General features: G+C 70.9%; 11 protein-coding genes. 2 read left to right on the plus strand and 9 right to left on the minus strand.

Features of this window, described 5'->3' with window-relative positions:
- Positions 1-41 precede the first annotated feature (41 nt).
- The 4 genes from A0130_04755 to A0130_04770 form a co-directional block, all read right to left on the minus strand.
- Positions 42-683 (minus strand): imidazole glycerol phosphate synthase subunit HisH, encoded by a 642-nt coding sequence (locus A0130_04755; protein ANF31081.1) that lies wholly within the window; start codon positions 681-683, stop codon positions 42-44.
- Positions 680-1,282 (minus strand): imidazoleglycerol-phosphate dehydratase, encoded by a 603-nt coding sequence (locus A0130_04760; GenBank protein ID ANF31082.1) that lies wholly within the window; start codon positions 1,280-1,282, stop codon positions 680-682. The genes A0130_04755 and A0130_04760 overlap by 4 nt, the downstream gene beginning before the upstream one ends.
- Positions 1,279-2,436: a histidinol-phosphate transaminase gene (locus A0130_04765; GenBank protein ID ANF31083.1), complete on the minus strand. Its 1,158-nt coding sequence runs from the start codon at positions 2,434-2,436 to the stop codon at positions 1,279-1,281. The genes A0130_04760 and A0130_04765 overlap by 4 nt, the downstream gene beginning before the upstream one ends.
- Before the next feature lie 71 nt (positions 2,437-2,507).
- A complete protein-coding gene (locus A0130_04770) occupies positions 2,508-2,876 on the minus strand; it encodes a hypothetical protein (protein ID ANF31084.1) in 369 nt (122 codons plus the stop codon).
- Positions 2,877-3,150: 274 nt separating this feature from the next.
- On the opposite strand from A0130_04770, the gene A0130_04775 reads away from it, so the two are divergent.
- A complete protein-coding gene (locus tag A0130_04775; GenBank protein ID ANF31085.1) occupies positions 3,151-3,831 on the plus strand; it encodes a repressor LexA in 681 nt (226 codons plus the stop codon).
- A gap of 28 nt (positions 3,832-3,859) precedes the next feature.
- On the opposite strand, the gene A0130_04780 is transcribed toward A0130_04775, so the two are convergent.
- The 4 genes from A0130_04780 to A0130_04795 all read right to left on the minus strand — a co-directional run bounded on the left by A0130_04780 (position 3,860) and on the right by A0130_04795 (position 9,369).
- Positions 3,860-4,210, minus strand: a complete 351-nt coding sequence (locus tag A0130_04780) for a hypothetical protein (GenBank protein ANF31086.1) — start codon at positions 4,208-4,210, stop codon at positions 3,860-3,862.
- 86 nt (positions 4,211-4,296) lie between these two features.
- On the minus strand, positions 4,297-6,648 hold the full coding sequence (locus A0130_04785; GenBank protein ID ANF31087.1) for a 5-methyltetrahydropteroyltriglutamate--homocysteine S-methyltransferase: 2,352 nt from the start codon (positions 6,646-6,648) through the stop codon (positions 4,297-4,299).
- Positions 6,645-7,607, minus strand: coding sequence for a 5,10-methylenetetrahydrofolate reductase (locus A0130_04790; GenBank protein ANF31088.1), 963 nt, complete (start codon positions 7,605-7,607; stop codon positions 6,645-6,647). The genes A0130_04785 and A0130_04790 overlap by 4 nt, the downstream gene beginning before the upstream one ends.
- Before the next feature lie 226 nt (positions 7,608-7,833).
- Positions 7,834-9,369: a GTPase HflX gene (locus A0130_04795; GenBank protein ANF31089.1), complete on the minus strand. Its 1,536-nt coding sequence runs from the start codon at positions 9,367-9,369 to the stop codon at positions 7,834-7,836.
- Between the two features lie 65 nt (positions 9,370-9,434).
- On the opposite strand from A0130_04795, the gene A0130_04800 reads away from it, so the two are divergent.
- Positions 9,435-10,052: a 16S rRNA methyltransferase gene (locus A0130_04800; protein ANF31090.1), complete on the plus strand. Its 618-nt coding sequence runs from the start codon at positions 9,435-9,437 to the stop codon at positions 10,050-10,052.
- Between the two features lie 37 nt (positions 10,053-10,089).
- On the opposite strand, the gene A0130_04805 is transcribed toward A0130_04800, so the two are convergent.
- Positions 10,090-10,968, minus strand: coding sequence for a diaminopimelate epimerase (locus A0130_04805; protein ID ANF33294.1), 879 nt, complete (start codon positions 10,966-10,968; stop codon positions 10,090-10,092).
- Between the last annotated feature and the right edge of the window lie 2 nt (positions 10,969-10,970).

Genomic DNA, 10,970 nt, shown 5'->3' on the forward strand with positions numbered 1-10,970 from the left:
TAGGTTCTTCCGCGGCGCGGACGGATGGTTCGTGCGGTCGGCTAGAGCGAGCGGACCCAGTTACGGAGCAGCCGGATGCCGGCCTGCCCCGATTTCTCGGGGTGGAACTGCGTCGCGCTCAGCGGGCCGTTCTCGACCGCGGCGACGAACGGTGCGCCGTGGTCGGCCCAGGTCACCTTCGGCGTCGGGAACGGGGCCTCGGGGTGCAGCGTCCAGTCCTGCGCGGCGTAGGAGTGGACGAAGTAGAAGCGCTCGTCCTGCAGCCCGTCGAACAGCACCGAGTCCTCCGGCGCGCGGACGGTGTTCCAGCCCATGTGCGGCACGACGTCGGCCTTCAGGAGGTCGACCGTGCCCGGCCACTCCCCCAGCCCCTCAGTCTCGAGGCCGTGCTCCACGCCGCGCTCGAACATGATCTGCATGCCCACGCAGATGCCCAGCACCGGTCGTCCTCCGGCCAGCCGGCGGTCGATGACCTCGTCACCGTGCGACGCGCGCAGCGCCTCGGCGACGGCCGTGAACGCGCCGACACCGGGCACGAGCAGCCCGTCGGCCTCCTGGGCGCGCTTGCGGTTGCCGGTCAGCTCGACCGCCGCGCCCGCGGCTTCGAGCGCCTTGACCGCCGAGTGGACGTTGCCTGTGCCGTAGTCGAAGACGACGACGTCAGGCTTCCGCTCGTCGCTCACAGCGCCCCCTTCGTGGACGGGATGCCCGTGATCAGCGGGTCGAGGGCCTTCGCCTGGCGGAACGCGCGCGCGAACGCCTTGAACTCGGCCTCGGCGATGTGGTGCGGGTCGCGGCCGCCGACCACGGTGATGTGCGTCGTGATGGCGGCGTTGAACGAGATCGCCTCGAACACGTGCCGCACCATCGAGCCGGTGAAGTGGCCGCCGATGAGGTGCAGCTCGAAGCCCACGGGCTCGCCCGTGTGCACGAGGTACGGACGCCCGGAGATGTCGACGACGGCCTGCACCAGCGCCTCGTCGAGCGGCACCAGGGCGTCGCCGTAGCGGGAGATGCCCGCCTTGTCGCCGAGAGCCTGGCGGATGGCCTGGCCGAGGACGATGCCGATGTCCTCCACCGTGTGGTGGACGTCGATGTCGGTGTCGCCGGTCGCTCGGATGCGCAGATCGGTCAGCGAGTGCTTGGCGAACGCGGTCAGCAGGTGGTCGTAGAACGGGACGCTCGTCTGGATGTCGGACGTGCCGGTGCCGTCGAGGTCGAGGGTGAGCTCGATGCTCGACTCGCTCGTCTCGCGGGTGACCGTGGCGGCGCGGTTCGTCATAGGTCCGAGTCTATCGGGGCGGGCTCGGTGCGCTCCGGGGCGTCGTCGGCTGTGGATAACTCGTCCGCGGCCGCGGCAGGGCGGCCCAGCGCGGCCAACGCCTCCAGGAACGCGGTCGTCTCCTGCTCGGTGCCGGCGGTGACGCGGAGGTGGTGCGGGATGCCGACGTCGCGCACCAGGATGCCCTGCTCGGCGAGCGCCTCGAACGTCGCGTGGGGATCGGCGACGCCGCCGAACAGCACGAAGTTGCTGCCGCTCCGGTGCGGCGTGTAGCCGAGGGCGGCGAGCTCCGTGACGAGGCGGTCGCGCTGCACGCGGATCTCGCCGACGGTCGCCAGCATCTCGTCGGAGTGGGCGAGCGCGCCGAGGGCCGCCGCCTGCGTGATCGCGGAGAGGTGGTACGGCAGGCGCACGAGCCGCAGGGCGTCGTTCACGGCCGGATCGGCGGCCAGGTAGCCGACGCGGGCGCCGGCGAAGGCGAACGCTTTGCTCATCGTGCGCGAGATCAGGAGACGCGGGCGACCGGGAAGCAGCGAGAGGGCCGAGGGCGTGCCGTCGGGCAGGAACTCGGCGTACGCCTCGTCCACCACGACGATCCCGCGCGCGGCGTCGTAGGCCGCCTCGACCGTCGCCAGGTCGAGCGGGGTGCCGGTCGGGTTGTTCGGCGAGCAGAGAATGACGATGTCCGGGTCGAGCGCGCGGATCTGCTCGGCGGCGGTCGCCGGCGAGAGCTCGTAGTCCGCGTCGCGCGTGCCCGCGACATACGCGGTACCGGTGCCGGCGGCCAGCAGCGGGTACATCGAGTACGTTGGCGCGAAACCGAGCAGCGTGCGACCCGGGCCGCCGAACGCCTGCAGGATGTGCTGCAGCACCTCGTTCGAGCCGTTCGCCGCCCAGATCTGGTCGGCGGTGAGGTCGTGCCCGAGGTACCGCGCGAAGGCTCCGCGCAGCTCGGTGAACTCCCGATCCGGGTAGCGGTTCACGCCGCCGACCGCCGCGGCGACTCGCGCGACGATGTCGGACGCGACGCTCTCGGGGATGGGATGCGTGTTCTCGTTCACGTTCAGCGCGACGGGCACCGGACGCTGCGGCGCGCCGTACGGGGAACGACCGCGGAGGTCGTCTCGGATCGGCAGCTCGGAGAGGGAGGTCACCGTTCAATCGTAGTCAGCGCGGCACGCCCGCTCCGCCGGATGACGGCGTGCGACGGGCGGTGTACGGGAGGCTACTTCGCGTACTTCGCCGGAACGGCGAGCTGCTGGCCCGGGGTGACGACCGCCGAGTCGAGGCCGTTGAGGGAGACGATGTCGGCGATCACGTCGCGCGGGTCGGCGTTCGGGGCGACGCGCTCGGCGACCGACCACAGGGAGTCGCCGGAGGCGACGGTGACGTACTGGAAGGTGACGTGCGTCTGCTCACCGGTCGCGACCGCGCCGCCGCCGTTGAGGGCGAAGACGAGAGCGCCGATGACAAGCGGCAGTGCGACGAGAGCGCTCAGGACCGCGCGACCGCGGCGCGTGAGCCGCAGGCGGACGCGCGCGCCTTCGGGAAGCGGCGGCACCGCCCGAAGGGTGGTGGAAACCGACTCGCTCATCAGTACTGCGCTCATGGCCGTGACCTCCTCAGAATCGCGGGTGCGAAGCTGTGTTCCGAATGTATCTTCGAATGTCTGAATCCGCAAGGTGCCGTTCGCGGCTGCAGGAACCACAGAATTGCCCGAAGAAGTTCGCGACACACTCGAACACATGTTTGTCTTCCCTCCTGGACGCGGATACAGTTTCGACTGTCTGAGGACATCAGATCAGGAACCACCGACATTCCTGCCGGAGAGCACCCGGCGGACGGCCCCAGGCCCAGAGAGGACGCCCGTGTCGAACGAGAACCAGGCCCGCGGAGGCACCCGCCGCCGCAAGAACCTGAGCGACAAGCAGCTGGCGATCCTCGACGTCATCCAGAAGTCGGTGAGCCAGCGCGGCTATCCGCCGAGCATGCGCGAGATCGGCGACGCAGTCGGGCTCTCCTCCCTGTCGTCGGTGACGCACCAGCTCAATCAGCTGGAGTTGAGCGGATACCTGCGCCGCGACCCGAACCGCCCGCGCGCGCTCGAGATCCTGATCGACCTGCCCAGCGCGTCCGGCGACACCCCGGACTACGAGAACCAGACGCCCGTCGGCGACGCGGCGATGGTGCCTCTGGTCGGCCGCATCGCAGCCGGAATCCCGATCACGGCGGAGCAGCAGATCGACGAGGTGTTCCCGCTCCCCCGCCAGCTGGTCGGCAACGGCGAGCTGTTCATGCTCAAGGTCGTCGGCGAGTCCATGATCGACGCGGCCATCTGCGACGGCGACTGGGTGGTCGTGCGCGCGCAGAACACGGCCGAGAACGGCGACATCGTCGCGGCGATGCTCGACGAGGAGGCGACGGTCAAGGTGTTCCGCCAGCGCGACGGCCACACGTGGCTGCTGCCGCGCAACTCCAACTTCGAGCCCATCCTGGGCGACTTCGCGACGGTGCTCGGCAAGGTCGTCGCGGTCCTCCGCGCCGTCTGACCCGTCCCAGCCGTCGACCGGCCAGCGGTCACGCCCAGCCGAGCTCCTGCAGCCGGGCGTCGTCCAGCCCGAAGTAGTGACCGATCTCGTGGACGACGGTGACGCGCACCCGCGCCCGCAGCTCCTCCAGAGACGAGGCGGAGGCCTCGAGATTGTTCCGATACAGCGTGATGCGGTCGGGCAGCTCCCCGAATCCGTACACCGACCGTCGAGTCAGCGGGCGCCCGCTGTAGAGCCCGAACAGTCGCGGCCGTGCGCCCGGCGGCTGGTCCTCGATGAGGATGGCGACGTTCTCGAGCGGGCCGACCATGTCGTCGGGGAGGGAGTCGAGGATCTCTCCCACCATCCGCTCGAACTCCTCATCGGGGATGCGCACCATGCGCTCATCCTGCCCGACGCCGAAGCGCCCCGGGGCGGTGTCCGCGGACAGCGGACGCCCCGGGGCGCTTCGACGTGATCGGGCGATCAGGCGGTCACGGCCGCCTTCTCACGCACGCCGCGCGTCGCCTCGATGATGTTGCGGAGCGACGCCACCGTCTCGTCGTACCCGCGGGTCTTGAGCCCGCAGTCCGGGTTCACCCAGAGCTGACGGCCCGGGATGGCGCTGAGCGCCGTCTCGAGCAGTTCGGTGACCTCGGCGACCGACGGCACGCGCGGCGAGTGGATGTCGTACACGCCCGGGCCGATCCCGTGCTCGAAGCCGGACCGCTGGATGTCGTGCACGACCTCCATGCGGCTGCGCGCGGCCTCGATGCTGGTCACGTCCGCGTCCAGGTTGCGGATCGCGTCGATGACGACGCCGAACTCCGAGTAGCAGAGGTGCGTGTGGATCTGCGTCTCGTCGGCGACGCCCGAGGTGGCGAGGCGGAACGACCCGACCGACCACTCCAGATAGTCGTCCTGGTCGCGCTTCTTGAGCGGCAGGAGCTCGCGCAGCGCGGGCTCGTCGACCTGCACCACGCGGATGCCCACCTGCTCCAGGTCGGCGATCTCGTCGCGGAGGGCGAGGGCGACCTGGCGGGCGGTCTCTCCGAGCGGCTGGTCGTCGCGGACGAACGACCACGCCAGGATCGTCACCGGACCGGTCAGCATGCCCTTCACCGGCTTGGACGTCAGGCTCTGCGTGTACGACGACCAGTCGACCGTGATCGGCGCCGGACGCGACACGTCGCCCCAGAGGATGGACGGGCGCGTGCACCGCGACCCGTACGACTGCACCCAGCCGTTCTGGGTCACCGCGAAACCGTCGAGGTTCTCGGCGAAGTACTGCACCATGTCGTTGCGCTCGGGCTCGCCGTGCACGATGACGTCGATCCCGATCTCCTCCTGGAGGTCGACGACCCGCTTGATCTCGTCGCGCATGCGGCCGAGGTACTCCGCCTCGCTGATGAGGCCCTTCGCGAGCTGGGCGCGCGAGCGGCGGATGTCGGCGGTCTGCGGGAAGGATCCGATCGTCGTGGTGGGCAGGAACGGCAGGCCGAGAGCCTCCTCCTGCGCCGCCTGACGCGCGTCGTAGTCGCCGCGGCGGAAGTCGGCGCGGGTCAGCGCCGCCTCGCGCTCGCGCACGGCCGGGACGCGCACACCGGGCGCCGAGGCGCGGTCGGCGAGAGCCGCAGTGGCGGCCGTCAGCTCCTCCTGGATGGCCTCGTGGCCGTCGACGATCCCGCGGGCGAGAACGGCGACCTGCGCGACCTTCTGATCGGCGAAGGCGAGCCAGGTCTTCAGGCGCGCGTCCAGCTCCGGCTCGTCGTCCACGTCGTGCGGCACGTGCAGCAGCGAGGTGGAGGTAGACACGGTCACGGACGGGCTGAGCGACAGGAGCTCGGTGAGCGTCCCGAACGCCGCCTCCAGGTCGCCGCGCCAGATGTTGTGGCCGTCGATCACACCGCCGACGACGGTCTTGGTCGCGAGCGCGGCCGCGGTCGCCGCGTCCAGTCCGGTCGGGACCGTCCCGCGGACGAGGTCGAGCGAGATCGCCTCGACCGGAGCGGCCACCAGCGGGGCGAGGGCGTCATCGAGGCTGCCGTACGGCGCCGCGACGAAGATCGCAGGCCGGTCGGAGGCGGAGCCCAGTTCGTCGTAGGCCGTGCGGACGGCGTCGAGCACGGCATCCCGCGGCTCGTCGATGCTCTCGCTGACAAGCGCGGGCTCGTCCAGCTGCACCCACGGAGCGCCGGCCGCGGCCAGGCGGGCGAGCAGTTCGCGGTACACCGGCAGGAGGTCGGACAGGCGCGACAGCGGGCGGAAGCCCTCGGAGGCGTCGTCGCTCGGCTTGCTCAGGAGCAGGAAGGTGACCGGGCCGACGATGACCGGGCGGGTGACGAAGCCGGCCGCGCGGGCCTCCTCGAACTCGCGCACGATGCGGTCGGAGGCGAGACGGAAGTCGGTCTCCGGTCCGATCTCGGGCACGAGGTAGTGGTAGTTGGAGTCGAACCACTTGGTCATCTCCAGCGGCGGGTTCTCCCCCTCGCCGCGGGCGATGGTGAAGTAGCCCGCGAGGTCGACGGCGCCGTCCGCCCCGGCGAGACCGGCGAAGCGCGACGGAAGGGCGCCGATGGTGACGGCGGCATCCAGCACCTGGTCGTAGTAGCTGAAGCTCTCCGGGATTGACGCGTCGGTGCGGCCGAGGCCGAGGGACGCGAGGCGCTCGCGAGTGGCCGAGCGAAGGTCGGCGGCCGTCGCCTCCAGCTCGTCCGCGGTGATGCTGCCGGCCCAGAACGCCTCGACGGCCTTCTTGAGCTCGCGGCGGCGGCCGATGCGCGGGTAGCCGATGATCGTGCCCGCGGGGAAGGCGGGGCGCGCGGTGGTGTCGGTCATGCTGGTTCCTTCTGGGTGGTGGGTCGGTCGATGTCGCCGGACGGCAGGGCGCCGATCCGGTCCAGCACGGAGAGCACGGCCTCGTGCTGGTTGAACGTGTAGAGGTGGATGCCGGGGGCGCCGCCGTCGAGCAGGCGCTGCGCGAGACGGGCCGCCCAGGCGATGCCGATCTCGCGGCGGCCCTCGTCGGTCGGCTCGACCTCGAGTTCGATGGCGAGGTCGCTGGGGAGGTCCTCGCCGCTCAGCTCCAGCATCCGCTTGAGGCGAGCCGGGCTGGTGACGGGCATGATCCCGGGGAGGATCGGGAAGGCGACGCCAGCCTCGGCCGCGCGCTGCGCGAAGTGGAGGTAGTCCTCCGCGTGGAAGAACAGCTGGGTGATTCCGAGGTTGGCGCCGGCCGCCTGCTTCGCGAGCAGCGCGTCGATGTCCTGAGAGACCGAGCGCGACGACGGGTGCCCGTTCGGGAACGCCGCGACCGCGATCTGCACGTGCTCGCGGTGCTCCAGCACGGCCTGGGCGTGCAGCCCGGGGACCGGCAGCTCGCCGTACGGCACGCGCTCGGCCTGCACCCGGTGGATGAGCTGCACCAGCTCGGCCGTGGTCCGGATGTCGCCGATGGGATCCTCGCCCTCCGGCAGGTCCGCAGGCGGGTCGCCGCGCACGGCGAGGAACCGGCGCACGCCCGCATCCAGGAACTCCCGGATCAGCCGGTTCGCCTCCTCGTGCGACGAGCCGACGCAGGTGAGGTGGGCCATCGGGCTGACGTCGGTGTGCTGCAGGATGTAGCGGAGCACGTCGAGCGACGCGGTGCGCGACGATCCGCCGGCGCCGAAGGTCACCGAGATGAAGTCGGGATGCACGGCCGCGAGGCGGTCGATCGTTCCCGGGAGCGCAGCCGCCGCACGCTCGTTGCGCGGCGGGTACAGCTCGAAGGAGTACCGGGGCTCGGTACAGCTCATGGATCGGTTCCTCGGATGGTCGGACAGCGGCACGGGATACCCGCCCCGCGCGAGTGCGCGGTGGCGGTTTTCACGGGCGGGTGCCGGGCTCGGCTGTCGCACCACGTCAGCGGTCGCCCGCTTCGGTTGAGAGGCAATCTAGCAACGCAGAAGGCCGGACGGAATCGCCCGTGTCATGCTTCGACACAGTCGATCCCGTCCGGCCTCCCGGATCGGTGCGCTGCCGTTAGGCGGTCGCGGTCACCTCGAACGGCTCGAACGCCGCGTGGTACTCCGGCATGATCCGCGCGGTGACGCGGGTGCCCTCCTCCACGTACTCGGTCGAGATCACCCGGCCGCGCTCGTGCAGGGCCGAGATGAGGTCGCCGCGGTCGTACGGCACCACGAGCTCCACCTCCAGCGACGGGTCCGGCAGCAGGCGCGCGATAGCCGCGAGCACCTCATCCACACCCTCGCCCGTGCGGGCGGAGGCGAAGATGGCGCCCGGCTCCAGGCCGCGCAGCACCAAGCGCTCGTCCTCGGGGATCAGGTCGGCCTTGTTGAAGACCACGATCTCCGGGATGTCGCGCGCCCCGACCTCGCCGATGACGTCGCGGACGGTCGCCAGCTGCGACGCCGGGTCCGGGTGCGACCCGTCGACCACGTGCAGGATGACGTCGGAGTCGGCGACCTCCTCCAGCGTCGACCGGAACGCCTCCACCAGCTGGTGCGGCAGATTTCGCACGAACCCGACCGTGTCGGCGAGCGTGTACAGGCGCCCGTCGGCGGTCACGGAACGGCGGACCGTCGCATCCAGCGTCGCGAACAGCGCGTTCTCGACCAGCACGCCGGCCTTCGTCACGCGGTTCAGCAGGCTGGACTTGCCCGCGTTGGTGTAGCCGGCGATCGCCACGGACGGCACCGAGTTGCGGTTGCGGTTCGCGCGCTTCGCCTCGCGGGCCGGCTTGAAGCCGGCGATCTGCTTGCGCAGCCGCGCCATGCGGGTGTGGATGCGGCGGCGGTCCAGCTCGATCTTCGTCTCACCGGGTCCACGCGAGCCCATGCCGGCTCCCGCGCCGCCCACCTGGCCACCGGCCTGACGGGACATCGACTCGCCCCAGCCGCGGAGGCGCGGGAGCAGGTACTCGAGCTGCGCGAGCTCGACCTGCGCCTTGCCCTCGCGGCTCTTGGCGTGCTGGCTGAAGATGTCGAGGATCACGGCCGTCCGGTCGATCACCTTCACCTTCACCACGTCCTCGAGCGCACGACGCTGGCTCGGGGCCAGCTCGGTGTCGGCGATCACGGTGTCGGCGCCGAGGGCGGCCACGATCCCGGCCAGCTCCTCCGCCTTGCCGCGTCCGAGGTAGGTGCTCGGGTCGGGATGCGGACGGCGCTGCAGCAGGCCGTCGAGCACCGCCGCTCCCGCGGTCTCGGCCAGAGCGGCGAGCTCGCGCATCGAGTTCTCGGCGTCCTGCAGGGAGCCCTGCGAGTACACGCCGATCAGCACGACGTTCTCGAGCCGCAGCTGCCGGTACTCGACCTCGGTGACGTCCTGCAGCTCCGTCGACAGGCCGGAGACGCGGCGGAGGGCCGCACGCTCCTCGCGCTCGAACTGCTCGCCGTCGTGAAGGCCGCCGTCGGCCCTCTCGGCCTGCAGTGCCTGAGCACGATCCGCGCTCCCGGCTCCGAAGAGCGTCACGGAGGCGCGGTTGTTCTCGGTCGCGAGCACGCGGGCGACGACGTCGTCTTCGGTGTGTTCGCGGATGTTCGTCTTATCAGTCATTCATTCCCCTGATCCGGGATAAACCCTAGTTCGTCTTGTTCGCGTCTGTCCTGTACCGTCTGCTTATGGCCAGCGGAGATCACTACTTTTCCCCGGCGCCGGAAAGCGAACTGAACCTGCGGCCGTTCACCGCGCGCCTGGCCGGACGGACCTACGAGCTCGTGACGGCCAACGGCATCTTCAGCCCCGAGCGCGTCGATATGGGCACGAGAGTGCTGCTGGACCATGTCCCCACGCCTCCGCCCGGCGGTCAGTTCCTCGACCTCGGATCCGGCTGGGGACCGCTGGCTCTCACACTTGCTCTCGAATCCCCTCATGCGACGGTCTGGGCCGTCGACGTCAACAACCGAGCGCTGGATGTGGTCCGCCGGAATGCGGAGAAGCTCGGCCTCACCAATGTAAACCCGGTGACGCCGGATAATGTTCCCGATGACGTGATGTTCACGACGATCTGGTCGAATCCGCCGATCCGCGTGGGCAAGAACGAGCTGCACGCCATCCTGGAGCGCTGGCTCCCCCGGCTGGAGCCGGGCTCGGACGCGTGGCTGGTCGTGCAGCGCAACCTGGGCAGCGACTCCCTGCACCGGTGGATCCAGGCGACGTTCCCGGAGCTGACGACGACGCGGGCCGCGACGTCGAAGGGCTACCGCGTGCTGCGGGCGCGGGCGCGGGCGTCGGCGTAGGCGGCCCCGGACGCGGAGCACTGCGGCCGCGAAGCGCTCAGGCCAGCTCGAGCGTCCCGGTGTAGACCAGCTCGGCGGGGCCGGAGAGGCCGACATGCTCGCCGTCCTCCGTCGCGAACATGCGGACGCCGACCGTGCCGCCGGGCACATCCACGCGCCACTGGTTCGGAGCGCCTTCGCCCGCCCAGTACCGGACCGCGAGAGCGGCGGCGGCCGCGCCGGTGCCGCACGACAGGGTCTCGCCGCTGCCGCGCTCGTGCACGCGCATCCGGATGCGGCCGACGCCGTCCTGGATCAGCGGCTCGCGGGGCACGACGAACTCGACGTTGGCGCCGTGCTCGGGCGTCGGCTCGAGGTGCGGGATGTACGAGAGGTCGGCCGCGTCCAGCTCGGCGTCGTCGGCGACCGCGACCACGACGTGCGGGTTGCCCATGTCGATGCCGAGGCCGGGCCGGGCGACCGGGAGCTCCTTGGCGCGCACCAGGGGTTCGCCGCCAGCGAGGTCCCACCGGCCGAGGTCGACCTGGAAGCCGTTGGTGCTGCGTTGGACGTCGCGCACGCCCGAGCGGGTGCCGATCGCGAGCGTCCCGCCCTCGGGCAGCTCGGCGAGGCCGGTCTCGAGCAGGTAGCGGACGTACACCCGGATGCCGTTGCCGCACATCTCGGCGGCCGACCCGTCGGCGTTGTAGTAGTCCATGAACCAGATGGCGCCGTCGTCCTCCGCCAGCGCCGCAGCGCCGTCGGGCAGGTGGGCGGAGCGGACCGCGCGGATGACGCCGTCCGCGCCCACGCCGAAGTGCCGGTCGCAGATCTCCGCGATCTGGGCGGCGGTCAGCGGCAGCTCCCCCTCGGGGTCGGAGTACAGGACGAAGTCGTTGCCGGTGCCCTGACCCTTGGTGAAGTGGATGGTCGCCATGC

This window comes from Leifsonia xyli, from assembly GCA_001647635.1.
GTDB classification, from domain to species: Bacteria; Actinomycetota; Actinomycetes; order Actinomycetales; family Microbacteriaceae; genus Leifsonia; species Leifsonia xyli_A.

Excerpts from the sequence above, each read along its gene's own strand:
- A0130_04785 (ANF31087.1), bottom strand. The coding sequence starts at position 6,648 with ATGACCGACACCACCGCGCGCCCCGCCTTCCCCGCGGGCACGATCATC.
- A0130_04790 (ANF31088.1), bottom strand. The coding sequence starts at position 7,607 with ATGAGCTGTACCGAGCCCCGGTACTCCTTCGAGCTGTACCCGCCGCGC.
- A0130_04760 (ANF31082.1), bottom strand. The coding sequence starts at position 1,282 with ATGACGAACCGCGCCGCCACGGTCACCCGCGAGACGAGCGAGTCGAGC.
- A0130_04805 (ANF33294.1), bottom strand. The coding sequence starts at position 10,968 with ATGGCGACCATCCACTTCACCAAGGGTCAGGGCACCGGCAACGACTTC.
- A0130_04770 (ANF31084.1), bottom strand. The coding sequence starts at position 2,876 with ATGAGCGAGTCGGTTTCCACCACCCTTCGGGCGGTGCCGCCGCTTCCC.
- A0130_04780 (ANF31086.1), bottom strand. The coding sequence starts at position 4,210 with ATGGTGCGCATCCCCGATGAGGAGTTCGAGCGGATGGTGGGAGAGATC.
- A0130_04795 (ANF31089.1), bottom strand. The coding sequence starts at position 9,369 with ATGACTGATAAGACGAACATCCGCGAACACACCGAAGACGACGTCGTC.
- A0130_04800 (ANF31090.1), top strand. The coding sequence starts at position 9,435 with ATGGCCAGCGGAGATCACTACTTTTCCCCGGCGCCGGAAAGCGAACTG.